The 16,021-nt window shown below is 45.2% G+C and carries 18 protein-coding genes; 4 read left to right on the top strand and 14 right to left on the bottom strand.

The window, feature by feature from the left end:
• Positions 1-40: 40 nt before the first annotated feature.
• The 3 genes from MKX68_RS01710 to MKX68_RS01720 all read right to left on the bottom strand — a co-directional run bounded on the left by MKX68_RS01710 (position 41) and on the right by MKX68_RS01720 (position 1,570).
• Entirely contained in the window at positions 41-343 is a 303-nt protein-coding gene (locus tag MKX68_RS01710) for a YunC family protein (protein WP_017689545.1), read from the bottom strand.
• A gap of 214 nt (positions 344-557) precedes the next feature.
• Positions 558-1,163: a hypothetical protein gene (locus MKX68_RS01715; RefSeq protein ID WP_074094349.1), complete on the bottom strand. Its 606-nt coding sequence runs from the start codon at positions 1,161-1,163 to the stop codon at positions 558-560.
• A gap of 146 nt (positions 1,164-1,309) precedes the next feature.
• Positions 1,310-1,570 (bottom strand): hypothetical protein, encoded by a 261-nt coding sequence (locus MKX68_RS01720; RefSeq protein WP_340908620.1) that lies wholly within the window; start codon positions 1,568-1,570, stop codon positions 1,310-1,312.
• 463 nt (positions 1,571-2,033) lie between these two features.
• On the opposite strand from MKX68_RS01720, the gene MKX68_RS01725 reads away from it, so the two are divergent.
• On the top strand, positions 2,034-2,612 hold the full coding sequence (locus MKX68_RS01725; protein WP_339784898.1) for a hypothetical protein: 579 nt from the start codon (positions 2,034-2,036) through the stop codon (positions 2,610-2,612).
• A 124-nt stretch (positions 2,613-2,736) separates the two neighbouring features.
• On the opposite strand, the gene MKX68_RS01730 is transcribed toward MKX68_RS01725, so the two are convergent.
• Positions 2,737-3,123, bottom strand: a complete 387-nt coding sequence (locus tag MKX68_RS01730) for a DUF423 domain-containing protein (protein ID WP_017689551.1) — start codon at positions 3,121-3,123, stop codon at positions 2,737-2,739.
• 479 nt (positions 3,124-3,602) lie between these two features.
• Here MKX68_RS01730 and MKX68_RS01735 point away from each other — a divergent pair, with 479 nt between their 5' ends.
• Both MKX68_RS01735 and MKX68_RS01740 read left to right on the top strand, forming a co-directional pair.
• Positions 3,603-4,073, top strand: coding sequence for a hypothetical protein (locus MKX68_RS01735; protein WP_340908622.1), 471 nt, complete (start codon positions 3,603-3,605; stop codon positions 4,071-4,073).
• A 105-nt stretch (positions 4,074-4,178) separates the two neighbouring features.
• A complete protein-coding gene (locus MKX68_RS01740; RefSeq protein WP_339784901.1) occupies positions 4,179-5,027 on the top strand; it encodes a DegV family protein in 849 nt (282 codons plus the stop codon).
• Positions 5,028-5,221: 194 nt separating this feature from the next.
• On the opposite strand, the gene pdaA is transcribed toward MKX68_RS01740, so the two are convergent.
• Complete coding sequence (gene pdaA, locus MKX68_RS01745; RefSeq protein WP_340908624.1) at positions 5,222-6,001, bottom strand: delta-lactam-biosynthetic de-N-acetylase; 780 nt, start codon at positions 5,999-6,001, stop codon at positions 5,222-5,224.
• A gap of 97 nt (positions 6,002-6,098) precedes the next feature.
• Positions 6,099-6,509 (bottom strand): hypothetical protein, encoded by a 411-nt coding sequence (locus MKX68_RS01750; protein WP_338593084.1) that lies wholly within the window; start codon positions 6,507-6,509, stop codon positions 6,099-6,101.
• Positions 6,510-6,714: 205 nt separating this feature from the next.
• Here MKX68_RS01750 and cysC point away from each other — a divergent pair, with 205 nt between their 5' ends.
• Positions 6,715-7,353 carry an adenylyl-sulfate kinase gene (cysC, locus tag MKX68_RS01755; RefSeq protein WP_338593081.1) on the top strand — a complete coding sequence of 213 codons (639 nt, stop codon included), beginning with the start codon at positions 6,715-6,717 and terminating at the stop codon, positions 7,351-7,353.
• 81 nt (positions 7,354-7,434) lie between these two features.
• Here the strand turns inward: cysC and MKX68_RS01760 are convergent, their stop codons facing one another.
• The 8 genes from MKX68_RS01760 to MKX68_RS01795 all read right to left on the bottom strand — a co-directional run bounded on the left by MKX68_RS01760 (position 7,435) and on the right by MKX68_RS01795 (position 15,671).
• Positions 7,435-9,252 carry an ABC transporter ATP-binding protein gene (locus MKX68_RS01760; RefSeq protein ID WP_340915244.1) on the bottom strand — a complete coding sequence of 606 codons (1,818 nt, stop codon included), beginning with the start codon at positions 9,250-9,252 and terminating at the stop codon, positions 7,435-7,437.
• Positions 9,252-10,385: a nucleotidyltransferase domain-containing protein gene (locus MKX68_RS01765; RefSeq protein ID WP_340915246.1), complete on the bottom strand. Its 1,134-nt coding sequence runs from the start codon at positions 10,383-10,385 to the stop codon at positions 9,252-9,254. The genes MKX68_RS01760 and MKX68_RS01765 overlap by 1 nt, the downstream gene beginning before the upstream one ends.
• 52 nt (positions 10,386-10,437) lie before the next feature.
• The gene (locus tag MKX68_RS01770; protein WP_074094340.1) at positions 10,438-10,920 is read right to left on the bottom strand and encodes a lasso peptide biosynthesis B2 protein; all 483 of its coding nucleotides are present in this window, start codon (positions 10,918-10,920) and stop codon (positions 10,438-10,440) included.
• A 4-nt stretch (positions 10,921-10,924) separates the two neighbouring features.
• A complete protein-coding gene (locus MKX68_RS01775; protein ID WP_017689560.1) occupies positions 10,925-11,224 on the bottom strand; it encodes a lasso peptide biosynthesis PqqD family chaperone in 300 nt (99 codons plus the stop codon).
• Positions 11,221-12,168: an aldolase gene (locus tag MKX68_RS01780; protein WP_340908629.1), complete on the bottom strand. Its 948-nt coding sequence runs from the start codon at positions 12,166-12,168 to the stop codon at positions 11,221-11,223. Before MKX68_RS01780 ends, MKX68_RS01775 begins: the two co-directional genes overlap by 4 nt.
• Positions 12,169-12,307: 139 nt before the next feature.
• On the bottom strand, positions 12,308-12,445 hold the full coding sequence (locus tag MKX68_RS01785; protein ID WP_017689562.1) for a paeninodin family lasso peptide: 138 nt from the start codon (positions 12,443-12,445) through the stop codon (positions 12,308-12,310).
• Between the two features lie 29 nt (positions 12,446-12,474).
• On the bottom strand, positions 12,475-14,406 hold the full coding sequence (locus MKX68_RS01790) for an asparagine synthase-related protein (protein ID WP_340908631.1): 1,932 nt from the start codon (positions 14,404-14,406) through the stop codon (positions 12,475-12,477).
• Positions 14,403-15,671 (bottom strand): sulfotransferase family protein, encoded by a 1,269-nt coding sequence (locus MKX68_RS01795; protein ID WP_340908633.1) that lies wholly within the window; start codon positions 15,669-15,671, stop codon positions 14,403-14,405. Before MKX68_RS01795 ends, MKX68_RS01790 begins: the two co-directional genes overlap by 4 nt.
• Positions 15,672-16,021: the final 350 nt, after the last annotated feature.

The following is a 16,021-nucleotide window of genomic DNA, read 5'->3' on the forward strand; positions in this document are numbered from 1 at the left end:
TAAAGAAGGGCTTCCCATATGGGGAGCCCTTTGTTAGTGCTTAGATCATTTTCAACAAAGCCTCTACACCCGTCATACCAACCGTAATGCCCATGGCCTCGGCTTCTGTTGTCACCGACTCCATAGGTGCATGCAACAATTGCTCCAGTGTACGCACACCAACCGCCCGAGCTGCAATAATTTTGCGATCCCCGAGCTTCTCATTAAGTAATCCCACGTCGAGTGCTCCGCACATGATATATCCTTTGGATGTGTTAATGGTCAACAACGTTGTTTTGGGCAGCTTGACTTCTACCCCAACCAATACATGTTCTCCAACTACAATAGGCTCCATCGTCACCATAATTTCCCGATCCACCTCCTCTTCCACAGGTCACGATAATTGTATGCCTCATTCTGGATTGTCGTGTGGACACCAGCCGTGTTTGAGAAAATGTAGGTAATTACAGTTCAAATATATTGATGGTAATTCTTTTCGCAGACTTAGATAGTAGAACTGAGCTTTCAATGAAATATAAAAAGCCACCTCAGAAATGAGGCAGCTCTCATAATAATCGTTAATATTTTTGAGCGTCTATAAGTTCATCAAGGTCATACTTCAAATTATAATCAGTGTATATCACTCTAAGCCTTACAGCATCAGTAACCCTAGCCAACATCAAACTAATACTGGTTTTTTTCTTGTCAATTACCCAATTACATTCCAAAGCAACCGCACCCGAGAGTAGATTTTTTTCTATGTCATCGTCATAATGAACTCGCTTTCCATTTGGAGTTAAACCATCTTGGAAGTTAATTGAAGCATCATATTCGTCAAAGAGGTCACGTTTTATACTGAAGTATTTATAAACTCTGTCCATAGTCGTTTTCTTAAAATCATTAGGATAAATCTCGTATACTGCACGTACTAATTTGTTTTTGTAGAATATGTATACTAGTTTTGCGTTGACTCTGAATCCCGTTGTTTTGTACTCCAATAACGAAATATCCTTTATTTTTGATTGATCTAGCAATTTAGATTTTTCTTTCTTTTTAACCTGATTAACTGTCATACCCCAATTTACGTTCTTAAAATCATACTTAGTAGCTGCTGTTGCTGGTTCATATGTAGTTGAAACGACAAACAATAATAAAACTAAAAACGATAAAACCAACTTCTTCATATGTAGACCTCTTTTCCTAAATTATGGAATTATTATACCATGCCAAAAGGAGCGGGTCTATGGGATTCGATAGAAGGTATTAGAACGCAGGGAATAAACACTAATAAAAGCACCCCTCACCCAAGGTGAGTTGAATTGGGCCTACCTTAAAACGTATGCTCATCATTCTTTAATCGCCTTATCTCCGTTAAATCTCTTCTAATCCCCAGTACTCGTCTATGAAGTACACTGCGGTCTATTGATTCAGCTACCGACTTTTTGAACTGGACATCCAATTCACTTAATGGCTCCTGAGCTAGTTTCTTTTTATGTATTGGTTTAACTTCAACTTTTGTAGTTTCAGGCTTGACAGGCTTCAATCTTTTCTGCTTCATAATCTGTTCAAATACACTGTCTTCTTGATGCATGGTCTTCATTCCTTAATGTGTGATGAGCATATTGTAACATAATAACGAGAAGACGGTTGTTAAACGTCAGAGTACAAACAATTAAAGTGGGCATAAGATGAATGTTGTCTCATACGGGTTCATTATTTACGTGTAACAGCACTTTGCGACTCTACTCCAAAATGAGGTAAGGTAGTTGCTCCGTAAATGCCAATACGTGCTCTCCAACAATAATGGGCTGCATCGGTCAACAAATTTCCCGATCCACCTTCTCTTCCACAGTTCACGAATGTTGTTTTCCTCATTCTGGATTGTCTTGTGGACACCTTCTAAAATACGTGAATAATAAGGTTTATTTGTAATATTAACCCATTTGTTTCGGCATATTTCTGCGTCTCTAGCACTATGATAATTTCCTTTTTAATGATATAGTGAATTGAAGCGTTTTTTTGAGCTGACATACTTTTTAACGGGGCTGGGATGAATGAAAGAAACCTTATCCAATCAAGAGGACATCGGCTTTTTATTTAATGTCGATATACTTATTAAGAGCCGCTCAAATGCATTGGCACTGCAGTCCCTGTTGGAGTTCATAAACAATGAAGAACAAATTGCGGACTTTCGGATTCAATCCGGCATAGAGCTAGGCAAAATTATTGAAGCGACACTCCAGTCCAAGAAGGACTCTTTCGTTACACTTCACAACGAACGCAAAAAATCACAAGCCAACGCAGCACAGAAGGCGTCCACTGCACCTCAGACACCTGCCTCACCTGCTCCAGTCAAAACACAGAATCAGCAAGAAAAACCGGTTAGCGAGAAAAAGCCTGCCACCCAAACATCCAATGTTTCCGATGGAAACTCGTTTGACGCGTGGATTGACACGCTCATTAAAGAGAATAAACTCACCCGTATTGTTGTCAATAACAAAAACGGTAAACATCAGAGCATTCCTTGCCGTATTCTGAATTTTGATCGAGATACCAGTATTGTGAGCATCTACCATGTCGATGAAAAACAGGTGTATACGTTCCGAACCAATGAAATCGATGAGTTTCTGTAACTAACTTCATCGGATTAAAACAAAAAGCAACTTGCGTTAGAATGACGGGACATTCTAACGCAAGTTGCTTTTTTAGTTCTATAGTTCATGCAGGATTGAACCTTCCGAGATTTTTATGGACCGATCAGGAACGATCCTTACCTCGCTGCCATACATCTAATGCCAATAACAACCATCCGGCAATGAAGGCTACCCCACCAATCGGTGTGATGGCACCCAGAATCTTGATGCCAGAAATACTAAGCACATACAGGCTGCCCGAGAACACGATAATTCCGATAAACAACAGACGCGCTGCCCACTTCAATTTCGTCGATGCCCCAAGTTGACCAGCCGTTAAGCCAATAATGAGCAAAGCCAATGCATGAATCATGTGATATTGCACACCCGTCTCATATGTAGCGATGGCCGCGGGCCCAATCGTATCCTTGAGCATGTGAGCACCAAACGCGCCGATCGCCACCGATAGCATGGTCATTACAGCTCCAAGCATCATCCATCTTCGTTGCATGTAAGTTCTCTCCCTTAATTCAACTACACTTCACTCCTATTATTGTAGCGAATCCACTTCTTCTTTACCAGTCGGGGTGGAGCTTCATAGATCATATGTATGTTTATACTTACTAATCCTATCCCTACCCTATATATCGTAATATATCGTAGAAAACTGGCGTAAATCCTTGATTTTTATCGATATTTATGGAAAAGTAAACAGGTATGTCATCGTTGTATTTTAAGTGCAAGTTCAAAAAGATTGGTTTTCAGTACCGAGAAGATGGGATGAAGCTAGAAATGGAGTAGCGGAGCGTAGGGAAAACTACGTGAGCAACGGACATTTCGGGTGAATCCCATATTCGATGATGATGATGCCGTTAGGCATCTTTCGTAATCAAAAGCGGACTTTTTGAACAACCTCTAAAAGGAGAATCATTACTCATCGATTAGGTTAATAACACTCAGTACGATGATTAAGGGAGGCAAGTCAACATTATGGATAATCGCGATTCTTATAATTCAGGTTATAACAACACGGATCAGAACCCTGGCCATGCAGATCCATACAATAACAATGGGTATGAAGCATACCCACCAGATCATGAGAGACAACCAATGGTACCTCTGAAACATTCCGGACCTGGAATCGCCAGCTTTGTCATTGGATTGGTTGCAATCTTGGGTTATATTCTGATATTCTTTATTGCCACCATGGCTGTAAACGAGTCCATCGGAGTTCTAACCCCGTTGCAGACGGAAGAGATAGCCTTGCATCCAGCAGTGGTTCTGGCTTCATTAGCCATTCTGGTCTGCCTGATACTCAATCTGGCCGGAGGCATCGTCGGAATTATTGGTCTTGTCCTCAAGAATCGAAAGAAAGTTTTTGCCATTATCGGAACCATATTAAATGGAATCATGATTCTGTTATTCGTTGGACTTATTTTGGTAGGCATGACGCTGATGTAACGCTTTGCATCAACGTCATGTTTCCTTATAATTAAAATGAATGGGTTTACACATAAGTATAATCTATATTTTTTGCCAAAATCATTGTTTTCAAAGGAGATTGACATGTCACGAATCAAAATTTTTGCGGATAGCACAAGTGATCTGGCTCCAGAATGGATCCAGCAGCACGATATCGGTATCATCCCCTTATATGTCGTGTTCGGTGAAGAATCACTGAAAGACGGTGCTGAGATTAAGCCTGAACAGCTATATGAACGTGTCAGCCAAGATGGGCGTCTTCCCAAAACAGCTGCACCTTCCCCCGCTGATTTCATAACGGCATTTCAACCTTACATAGATCAAGGGGATGAGATTCTATATATCAGCTTATCTTCTGAACTTTCCTCTACCTATCAAAATGCACGACTAGCGAGTTCCGAGTTCCCGGAAGGTCGAATCTCGGTCATTGACTCACAGAATCTCTCATCAGGAATTGCGCTGATGGTGATGAAAGCTGTACATGCTGCTGATAAAGGACAAAACCTGACTCAGATTACACACCTGATTGAGGCGATGAAATCAAATGTACGCACGGAGTTTGTCATCGATACATTGGAGTATCTGCATAAAGGCGGACGCTGTTCGGGCATGCAAAACCTGATTGGAAGCCTGTTGAAGATTCGTCCTGTCATCCGGGTAACGGATGGCAAGATGGCACCTGCCTATAAAGTGCGCGGTAAACGGGAGAAAGCTCTGGAACAAATGCTGAATAATACACTCAGCCAGAAGGATCAGATCGATCCAGACCTGCTGATTGTTGTGCATACCATGGCTGAAGAGGATGCGCTTGACTTGCAGAAGTCTTTGCAGGAACAAACGGGGGCCCGAGTGGAACTAACCACTGCTGGATGTGTAATATGCAGTCACTGCGGCCCGAAAACGATTGGAATCATCTATAATACTGTTTTATAGTATTACACGTAATATCGGATCGTATTACCCAATCCTTTCTTCTGGATCTGTATGTGGTTACATCCAATACTTGGACGGGCGTACCGATACAACCAAAAAGGGCATTCCGAGCTTAATCGCTCAGGATGCCCTTTAATATTTTGCTAAACTTTTGTATGACCTGCATTTGGTCCATTGCTCATTATGATAATGGATCAATAAGTTTTGGTCCGTAAATCATCCAGACTTTTAAATGCATAACCTTGCTTACGTGCCTCATCAATAATGGAAGCCAGTGCTTCCGTGTTGTCTTTGGATACCGAATGAAGCAAAATGACAGCCCCCGGATGAAGTTGCTTCAGTACCTCTTGATGAGCATATTGTGCACCACGCTGCACATTAGTATCCCAATCTTTATAAGCAACAGACCAGAACACGTTCACATACCCTTGAGCATGACTCTCCGCAAGCGTGCGATTGTTAAAGATCCCTCGTGGTGGACGTAGAAAGGTCGCTTGTTGACCCGTCAGCCGATTAACCTCCGACTTAACCTTCTCAAGTTCCTCTCTAAGTTTTTCATTGGAGATGCGGGTCATATCGGGATGACTCCATGAATGATTACCGACAATATGACCTTCAGCCGCCATACGTTTGACCAACTCAGGCTGATCTTTCAGATAATGACCTGTCACAAAGAAAGCAGCTGGCACCTTCTTGGTACGCAAAACATCCAGTATGGCAGGTGTGAATCCATTCTCATACCCGTTATCAAACGTGAGATACAATTCCTTCTGCTTTGTATCCCCCAGGAAAATGGCATCGTTATGTTGTAAGATCGATTTAAAGCCTTCCTGATCAATGGAGGGCAGTTGACCATTTTGACTTTTTTTGAAGCCAAAGTGATACGCTCCGGTAACCGGTGATGCTTCAGTCTGTGCCGGTACCATACTGATGGATAACAGTCCCAACAGTATATATAGAACCATTCGCTTCATTCTATCCGCTCCTGTTCCTGAAAAATTCGGTTAGTCGTTTGCACACACGAATACCTTCAGGTAATATGCCACAGGAACGGCCAATGTATGTAAATCATTAGCGATCGAAACGTTTATTTTCAGGTTGTGGCGGAGATTGATAAAACAATTCAAGTAAGGTCTGGGGTTTCCCACTGGAAGCAAGCCATTCCCTCACGGTCTGTATGGCACGGGTCTGTCCATCTCCCCGATCACGCCATGTAAGCAACTCGATAACTTTGATAATCAAGGCGGACATATTGTGATTATCCAATTCAGATCGTTCTGCCCTCAGCTTGTGGTACAAAGCTTCCTGCTCCCAATCCAGTAGAATTTCATCACCAATGGTTGGCTTCAAAAGTGTATACGCTCTGTCACAACCTTTACAACGAACCGTGCGGACCTGTTCATCTATAAATTCCGCTCGGACATCCTGCTGGCAATCCGGGCATTTGAATCCAACTTGTATGTTTTGTATGTTTTCGTTCATGACATTGTTCCTCCTGCGTTGTGGGCATTTGCATCATTCAATGCAAATACTCCTTGGATATATGCATAATGCTTATGTATGTACTACATCTATACCCGATATTTTGTCGATTCACGCTTATTTTGAAGAAATCTGTAAGGTGCTATAATCTTGTAAATATGTTAAAATATTATACATACCATGGTAGGGAAAAGGCGGGATACTCATGTCGAAGGAAGAGCGCAATATAACCTGGCAATCATCCAGCATCAACAGACAAGACCGGGAGAAGCATAATGGGCACCGGAGTCGTGCCATATGGTTTACCGGGTTATCAGGTGCAGGAAAGTCATCCCTTGCATTTGCCCTGGAGCAATATCTCTACGACCAAGGCGTACGCTGTTATGTTCTTGACGGGGATAATGTACGTCATGGACTGAACCGTGATCTCGGTTTTACAGCAGGGGATCGTCAAGAAAATCTGCGGCGAATCGGTGAAGTATCAAAGTTAATGGTAGATGCCGGGTTGTTTGTACTTTCAGCTTTTATCTCTCCTCATGAACAGGATCGGGAGATGGTCAGACAGTTATTTGAACCAGATGATTTCATTGAAATCTATGTGCGCTGTTCAATTCAAGAATGTGAGCGGCGTGATCCCAAGGGGCTGTATAAAAAAGCTCGCAACGGTGACATCCCGCATTTCACAGGCATTTCCGCCCCCTATGATGTACCAAAATCTCCTTCATTCATCATTGATACGGAGCAATCTTCCATTGAGAAAGCCGTGCAAGAGATCGTACAACATTTGGAACAGATCGGAGCTCTCCAGCTTCCGCGCCCTTCCAATACAGAACTGGTCCATTAATTCTTGCTCATTATACTAACCTACTTACATGAAAGGCGCGCCCATAGTGGCGCGCCTCTTTACTTTATGTCATAACCTACTTTACTGCCCCACAACACCCGCTTGCATATTAAGAAGCTTGCTGAACGTCCCTACCGGATCAGTAGATAACTGCTGGTACCCGCCTTCTTGAATCACCCGACCTTCATCAAGCACAATGACACGATCTGCCGTCCGAATCGTGGACAATCGGTGTGCAATCACGATAATGGTCACATGTCCTTTTAGCCGTTCCAGCGCCTCATGAATGTACTGTTCATTCTCACTGTCGAGCGCACTTGTTGCTTCATCAAGTACCAAGACCGAAGGATTACGCAGCATGGCCCGAGCAAGCACCAATCGCTGACGTTCGCCCCCGGATAGCCGAATACCCCGATCACCAATAATCGTATCCAGACCCTGAGGCAGCTTCCTCACAAAAGCCGCAGAAGAGGAAAATTGCAAAGCCTGCCACATCTGCTCTTCACTTGCATTTGGATCAACCAGACGCAGATTCTCACGAATACTTGTATGAAACAGGAATGGGTCTTGGGAGACATATCCGATGGAACTTCGCCAGCTCAATAATCGTTTTTCTGACAGAGGAACACCGTCAATCAGAATACGACCAGTTTCAGGCCTCACGAGGCCCATAATCAGATCTATCAGCGTGCTCTTTCCTGCTCCGGATTTCCCCACAATTGCGGTCATTCCCCTTGCTGGAATCGAAGCTTGCACATTTCTCAATGAGTACGTATCACTTCCCTCATAGCGATAGCAGACATCCTCACACGTGATAGATTCCTTCAGGATCATTGGTTCAATCCTATGAAGACTAGAGTCTTCCGCCGAAGCAATCTCTGCACTAATCTCACGACTCTTCGCCGTCTGCGCTTGCAGTTCTCTTACTACCCGAAATGCAGGCAGCATGGAGCTGATGTACTCCAGATTGGACTGAATCGCCGTAAATCTTGGCCATAATCGGGAAAAGATAAGGATGATGAGCAGCAAACTTGCTGGAGGCACCGTCATTACACGGAGAGAAAGATAGATGAATGCCGCAATAATGATTGCCGCGGACATCCGGTGAATCAGCTGTGTTCCACTATTCAATTGGCTAAACTGAATGACATTGCGTTCTATCTGTCTGCACATACGCTCAAACCAGTTCATATGTGAACGCTCGAGCATGTTGCTCTTAATATCCTTAATGCCGTTGAAATGCTCGGTAATACCGTTATAATAACTTTGCGAGAATTCAGAGGTCTGGTCCCCGATCTGCTTGGCCCGCTTGACGAATTTTCTCAAGACAAAAAATAATAACAATCCACAGACCAGCACAAGTGCCGTCAACTTGGCGGATAACCAGAAAGCGAGACCAATCTGAATTCCCGTAAAGATCAGAGAGGCTGCCATTTGCAGCATAATGCTTGTTCCCTGGCTCACACGTGCAAGTTCAGTCGTTAATATATGGTTAAAATCGGATTTTCGTTTTTGGAGAAAAAATGACCATTGCGCCATGATAATGGCACCATAGGTTTCCATGCGCAGCGTTCGTACAAATTGCTGCTGGATTCGAGTATTACGGATCGTCTGGAGACGCTGCATCCAGGCCTGTCCGGAGACAATCAACACAAAGGTGAACAATACGAGTAACAATTGGCTATTCTCAGAAAAACGATTCAATACGTCGCCAAGCCAGGGAATGTTTAAGCCTGTGGAGCCCATCTCAAATATGCCAATCAGACTCAGCATCGGAACAAGCATATAGATGCCGATCCCTTCCATGAGACTGATACAGATCATCCCTAGCAGATTCCAATATAAAATGGGCCCCGTGACATGATGCAACTTTCGCATGAAATACCTTAATTCCGAGATCATACTTTACCCCTTTCCGTCACCGTATACCTTTTAATTCGCCGCCAGAACCAGAGAAACGGACGTAACGGAAAGTACAGAAAAAACAAAGAACGCGGAAGTGGCAATTGATCCACATCCCATGTACTCGGATATAAACGTTCAATAAAGAAAAACCATTTCTGTTTTGTACTTCGAAGTTTAAACAGATACGATTGATAAGACTTCATATCAGCCGGACTTTCCAGCATATCGTTCATGAACTTTGCGCCTTCGTTGGCTAATCGCTTGCCTGTACGGTCACTCAAGGACATCAAGGACCTGTACTCTACATCCAGCGGCGTATTCAGCAGCTCCGAGGCCAGATAAAGAGCCTGTGAACCGATTGATAAACGTCCCTCCGCTTTCAGCCGCCGTTCTACTTTCTTCACATCAAGTGGCATGCTGCGGATCATCTGGTCGATATCCAGTAACCAGCGCAGTCTGAACCAGCCATGACGTGCTCCATGGGTTACGAGATAGGCCCATAGATCTTCTTGTTCAAGCATACGGACAGGTGTCTGTGTGTATGAACTGAACCGGCTACGTTTCCACAGCAATTCAAAATCGGTTTCTTTGCCCGAATCCGGGTTCAGACGCCAATGGATCTCCACTTGAGTCCGTTTGACCGGATGGGTGTAACAGATATGATGTTCCCGCCATTTCCAGCTGCGCACTGTAGGTGCCCGCTCCCCTTCCTTGGATACGTATCCGAGGGTAGCCAGAATGTTCTCAGCTGCTTCTACATCAGCCAAAGGAATCAGGATATCCAGATCTTTGGAGGTTCGCATGGATACATCCCCATAGAGATCATGAGCCAGCGCTGGCCCCTTTAGTGTAATATTGCGGATGCCGCGTTCACGAAAAGCTCCACACACCTGCTCCATTTCAGCTGTTAGATGTAACATGCGGAACGTATTGACCGTATATTGTTGTCTCAGACTCTCCATAACATCTGCAGGAATGATTGCAGAGTTCAATTCTTTCATTTTCACATAAAGGACAGAGTATAAGCGGTGATGATAGACAAGCCGCAGAAAGAGCTGCCAATCGGTTCCTTGCAAACCCGCCTTGAATTCTTCAGGGGATAGAGCCGTCAGATCACCTCTAATCATGCTCAAAATCAGCTTAAGCTCCTTCGGAAACCCTGATGAATAGAGTTCACTTTCATGTATCATAGACAATCTCCCCAGATCCCTTCTCCGGACACCGTTTGCCAAACACACCGACAACCGTATATTGGTCCATAGTATCAGCTCCGGTCACGATCAATTTACCACTTCGCAGCCAGGCATGAGCCATCATATGTCCTTGCTTATTCCGTGCAGTCCCCATATATAACGTACTCTCTATCTTGCGTCGCTCAAGCATCTTCATCCCGGCAATCGCCATTACAAGGCAGCGGCTTTCCCATAACGTATATTTACTGGCGAGCGAAATCGCTTTGGAAATATTCCGTATGGTGATGACCTCGCTGCGTTCGAGTCCTGTCATCGGTGTTTCTACCATAGGCGTACCCAGCCCTGGCGCGATTTTGGCAAATGGCATAGCCTTCTGAATGCGTGCCCAGCCAAGGAGGATATAGGCCTCCCATACGAGTCGACGCATCGACCGCGGGAGCGAGAGATAAACCTTTATTTTTCGCAACATGATTCTACACTCCGCGAGTAACGTCGATTAAACCTTCACGGGACAGATGTTCCAGGAATTGCACCACCTGCTCACGACATACATCTGGCTCAATCTCATACTCCGCTGCAAGTACCTCAACAACTTCACCCAGCGTGCGTTCTTCTGCGATCAGATCCCAGATTCGTCCACCGGTACTCCCCAGATTATAGTATTTTCCAGAGCTAATGCTCATCATGACTTTCTCACTGCCCATATCACTGACCAGATTGCCTTCCTTCCGGGTTACCCGGTCTTCCACATTCATCGGCGTAGTTGCTGTCATTGTCCTGTATGCACTCCTTTGCGTATATGATCTGTGATCCGATCCACCATCTCAAATGCTGTAAACTCAGCACCCGTTCTGACCAATCTGCCAATCTCCACACTTGCTGAAAGTCTTGAAGCCGTCTCGAACAACCACTGGGCTAGCCCCTGTCTTGCAACGAGTCCACCACGGAACGTATGCGAGCATAACAGATGCAGTCGTTCTAGCCCCGTCACTTCAACAAGTTGAACAGATGTATGGTTCTCCTCTGGTTGTGGAGCAAGTTCGAATATCCCAGCTAGGGGTACGGCCATCTCATGAAAATAGTGCTGAACAGGTATCGCATACTTCGTAATCTCTGCGTGAACCGTTGCATAATCCTGTTCCTTCATGCCGAAACCATCCAGACTGGGCTGCCACAATTTCTGTTGTGGGTAACCAGGTGATACGATAGCTCTTCCTCCGGCATCCCAGGTCAGTGCAACAACATCATCGGTGAGAAGCGGATATCCGCGTGATGCCAGTGCGGCCGACAGTGTCGATTTGCCTGCTCCCGAATGTCCGACAAATGCGTAAGCCCAGCCATCAATAACCACTGCACTACCATGCAATGGAAGAATGCCACGCTGCATCATAATGACCGCCATACATGTGCCCAAAATGAATAATCTGACCTTTTTCTCATCTGCACCCGGTATAGGGGATACGACAATACGCTTTCCTTGCTCCATTAGAAACAGACCTGTATCTTCGATTTTGAAAAAAAGACTGCCCTCTCGTGCCACAAAGTTGTCGTTGCCTACATCCCAATCCTCCCACAATGGGGTCAGATCTAAAGACTCGATGTGCACATCCACGACATCAAAATCAGTCTCTGCATCCTTGGGTGCGATCTGTAGTTCAGGCATTCGAATTTGGCTCGACCAGCGTAGACCATACGCCACATAATGCACAGGCAACAATGAACGACGCCTCCTTCGTAATAAAATGTAAAAAAAAGCCCTTATATTCATGTTGCTCAATATAAGGGCGGAGGCGAAAAGCTGGATTTGTTGCATTTCCGCCCTTTAAGTATGATGACACTTCATAAAACTTAACAACTTAGGAAGTTGGATCGTACAGATCCGCATCGTGAACCGTTACCCAGTCAATTTGTCTGTAGCCAGTACCGGCCATCGTTTGATTGACTTCCAACACTTCAAGAGCTGGTGCTTGCCATTCCTTTTTTTCCATTTGCATCGTATTCACCTCCTTTCATGTGCCCTCATTCAGAATTTCCGAATGAACCGATAGACAATCAGACTATGCATCATCAATCGCAGATCTGGATGTGAAGCAAGCTCTGGTCTCGGACTCGGAAAGTTCGCCAGGGCAGATTTGATACGCTCCGTGTTTAATATGCCAGCGACCTTGCTGTCAGAACACAAAGCACGCAACTCAGCCGTAAAGGCATCCCAATTCGGAATGATACGATGTAACCAATCTGCCGGCTGCACACCCCGTACCCGTTGATTCAGTCTGACCTTGTCAGGCAACTCCGGTGAAGTAGCCCGGCGAATCAATGAACGATCCGTCCCGTGTTTCACATATTGTTCAATCGGTACAGACAGGCAGAATCGGATGACTCTGACGTCAGAGGTCGGGTCACGTTCCCAAGCCCGATAACGGAGAGAACATTTTGTGGCTACAGCACCGTTTTTGTTCGCAATGGCCAGATTATTGAATTTCTCGGCACGGACTTTGAGTGCATCAGCCTGGGCACCGCCCTGCAGAACAATAATGGATTTGAGTCTTTCCAGTACACCTGTTCTTTGCGCAAAATCAGGATGGATCAACTGCACGGATGCGGCCTGGCTTGCTCCTTTGGACTGAGCCTTGAACCATTCCGGATATGCCTTTCGCCCAGTAATCTTGGCTATACGGGAGAAGGGCATGCCGGTCCGTTCACTATACTGCTGCATCTCACGGAACCAGCGATACCAGCGGCCACTTTTCAGTAGACTGGCGTAATAATCCAGAGCCGGGCCCCAGGAGATGGTGAAATTACCACGTGCGCCTGTGAGCAGGATGCCCGCATCTTGCTGGCTCGCTTTTTCATAGAATCCGCGAATCCAGAACGAATTTTCAAAGTATTTATAAGGCATCTCCATAATGTCGAGCCAGGTATCTACTTCACTAAGTGGACTTCTGCCTTCAAAATCAAGGTAGTTCTCCGTGATATTGCCGACGTGATTAATGGTTGAACGTATGAAAGGCCGTTCGTCTGCGAGCAACGTTTTCGACGTATAATCTGTAAAATCCGATACGGGAACATAACTATAGGCCTGCAGCCGTTTACCCTGACTTCTCAGTGTTCCGGAAGCAAAACCAACCACGGCTCCCGAATCCAGTCCGCCACTTAATGCAGCAGCCACCTGTCTGTGCGTTCGCAATCGTGATCCAACCGCCTGCCCAAAGACCTCCCGAAACGCTTCTACATACTCACCATCGGATTTAAGCCTTAGAGGTTCGACTTCATTCCAGCGATGATATTGCTTCAGCTCCAGTCTCCCATCCCGGAAGACAAGTGTATGTGCAGAAGGCAGCTGGCTTATTCCCCGATATACGGTCGAATTGATATCTGCTGAATCATGCATGTCAGGAATGGCAAGGAATTCGGACAACCAGGTCTCATCAAGTTCCTTATGTACCCCTTCAAGCCCGAGCAACGGATTCATGAGTGTGCAGAAGGCAAAACGTGAACCATCATGTCGGTAATAAAAAGCTCTCATACCTGTAATGTCTCTCGCTGCATACAGCTTGCGATTCCGCTCATCCCATATGGCAAATACAAAATCCCCCAGCAATCGGACAGCCACATCGTCTCCCCAGCGCTGATAGGCACGCAGGATCAGTTCACTATCCGCCAACATTGCCAGTTCAGCTCTGGATATCTGTAATTGATCAGCCAACTGTTCCCGATTATCCAGAATGGCATCTGCCGTGATCGTCAGACCACTTTCCTCATCATATAAAGGTAATTTCTCGCTAACCGATTCCGGTGTAATCCATTGGGCATGACAGCTGAGGAACGCCTCATTGCCTTTCCACACCCCTGTTGTATCCGCAGGGACATGCCCCAGGCTTGCATACAAGCGCCAGCTGTCTTCCCATAGCGCCTGCTGACCATCGTTGTGAACAATTCCTGCTATGGCGCTCATGACTTGCCTCCCCGTAGAATCTTGCGCTGTGAAGCCCAGGCGCTGATCTGATGACCAAATGGTACCCATGATTTGATACGCTGTATTTTGCTTTGAGCAGAAGCCAGCTGTACTTTCAAGCGTTCTCGCTCACTGTATCCCCGCTCCAGACGATGATCTGCTGCCCGTAATGCGGCTTGCAGCTGTCTGATCGTTACCAGTGCAGCTAGCGTCGGGTCTGTCTTTTCCGGTTCTTCGGCAACTTGGTCATTAAGATTCCCAAGCGGATCATGAACGACAGAATCTGCCGGTTGCATTCGGTATTGCTGTTGCCACTGGCAACCGGTCGCTGCTGTCAACTGATGCGTGATTCGGTCAATGACCTCTTGATCTGGACTTGCATCATAATGTACACCCGTCCATTGTTCGGCTTCTGCCAGCTGTTCACTGTATCCCATCCGGTGGAACAGATCTGCCCCCATCACACGGCAATAAAGTTCAACTTCATGTGGTTCTAATATGTTTTTCCAGTTGTTAACAGAATCCTGATGTGCCTCTTGATGCGAAGAGAGGAATGGATCACCCACACCCATACTGTAGAACATGTCAGACTTGGCACTGTCCAGAAACTGTCCATACTGCTCCATACCCTGTTCATATCGAATTCCCAGAAACGCGCATAGTTTCTCAAGTTCTTCCTGAGGATTGGATACCAATCGTTCATATTGCAATTCATACGCATTGGGATGTGGTTTGGCAAAATAATCATTCAAGCGGAGCATCCCAAGTGTGAGATCTACGGATTTCATATTTAATTTGGGGCTCTGCAGACTATGAATCAGGTCGAATCCTTCTCCTGTGTGGCGGTTTACCTTTTTGAATGATGCAGCTACGGCCAGAGGATTACGCTGGAGATGAATACGCTTGGACTGAGGGAACAGACGATCCAGCCATTCCAGCATGTAATAGTATCGTGGAGATTTATCAACGATGAAGTCTGCTCCGCTCCCTTCCAGGAATCCATTGTAGATTTCAAGAGCAAAACTTCTGCACGCCTTTTCGAAAACATCCTCGGATACCATGGCATTGTACAACTGACGAATGATGGAGCTACCACCATAAGCACGTGAATCAGCCTTGGGCAAATCGACAAGATTCATCAGAAACCACATTTCCTGGGTGGCAAATATACGACTATGATTTTGCAGCATTACGGTGGATAAGGAACTACCACTGCGGGGAACACATAGTAAGAAAACAAGTCCGTTACCTTGAGCATCGATCAATGGCAGCCTCTCCTCTGTTCATTAGTATAAATATGTAGCTGGGATAGACCAGACTCTACCTTTGTGTTTGGCAAAACGAGTAATATGCACGCTATAGGTCAGCATTTTGCAATATTCCGTCGGAAGTTCACCCGGGAATGAAGCAAAACACATGGTTACATTCGACAACTCTCAGATACAATATGTATTTATAGTTTTACTCTATGATACAAAATGTATCATGTCAATCTTTTATTTTCACCTTTTCATAAATTCATACTCTTTCACTGTATTCTGCTGTCTGTCATTTAAGCACTTATTCATGATCAATTATGTTCTGATTGCACAAACGCGAATAAGCTCCAGACATG

Origin of the sequence: Paenibacillus sp. FSL M8-0212 (assembly GCF_038004645.1) — a bacterium.
GTDB lineage: Bacteria > Bacillota > Bacilli > Paenibacillales > Paenibacillaceae > Paenibacillus.

Excerpts from the sequence above, each read along its gene's own strand:
- MKX68_RS01710 (WP_017689545.1), bottom strand. The coding sequence starts at position 343 with ATGGTGACGATGGAGCCTATTGTAGTTGGAGAACATGTATTGGTTGGG.
- MKX68_RS01715 (WP_074094349.1), bottom strand. The coding sequence starts at position 1,163 with ATGAAGAAGTTGGTTTTATCGTTTTTAGTTTTATTATTGTTTGTCGTT.
- MKX68_RS01720 (WP_340908620.1), bottom strand. The coding sequence starts at position 1,570 with ATGCATCAAGAAGACAGTGTATTTGAACAGATTATGAAGCAGAAAAGA.
- MKX68_RS01725 (WP_339784898.1), top strand. The coding sequence starts at position 2,034 with ATGAAAGAAACCTTATCCAATCAAGAGGACATCGGCTTTTTATTTAAT.
- MKX68_RS01730 (WP_017689551.1), bottom strand. The coding sequence starts at position 3,123 with ATGCAACGAAGATGGATGATGCTTGGAGCTGTAATGACCATGCTATCG.
- MKX68_RS01735 (WP_340908622.1), top strand. The coding sequence starts at position 3,603 with ATGGATAATCGCGATTCTTATAATTCAGGTTATAACAACACGGATCAG.
- MKX68_RS01740 (WP_339784901.1), top strand. The coding sequence starts at position 4,179 with ATGTCACGAATCAAAATTTTTGCGGATAGCACAAGTGATCTGGCTCCA.
- pdaA (WP_340908624.1), bottom strand. The coding sequence starts at position 6,001 with ATGAAGCGAATGGTTCTATATATACTGTTGGGACTGTTATCCATCAGT.
- MKX68_RS01750 (WP_338593084.1), bottom strand. The coding sequence starts at position 6,509 with ATGAACGAAAACATACAAAACATACAAGTTGGATTCAAATGCCCGGAT.
- cysC (WP_338593081.1), top strand. The coding sequence starts at position 6,715 with ATGTCGAAGGAAGAGCGCAATATAACCTGGCAATCATCCAGCATCAAC.
- MKX68_RS01765 (WP_340915246.1), bottom strand. The coding sequence starts at position 10,385 with ATGATTAGAGGTGATCTGACGGCTCTATCCCCTGAAGAATTCAAGGCG.
- MKX68_RS01770 (WP_074094340.1), bottom strand. The coding sequence starts at position 10,920 with ATGTTGCGAAAAATAAAGGTTTATCTCTCGCTCCCGCGGTCGATGCGT.
- MKX68_RS01775 (WP_017689560.1), bottom strand. The coding sequence starts at position 11,224 with ATGACAGCAACTACGCCGATGAATGTGGAAGACCGGGTAACCCGGAAG.
- MKX68_RS01785 (WP_017689562.1), bottom strand. The coding sequence starts at position 12,445 with ATGCAAATGGAAAAAAAGGAATGGCAAGCACCAGCTCTTGAAGTGTTG.
- MKX68_RS01790 (WP_340908631.1), bottom strand. The coding sequence starts at position 14,406 with ATGAGCGCCATAGCAGGAATTGTTCACAACGATGGTCAGCAGGCGCTA.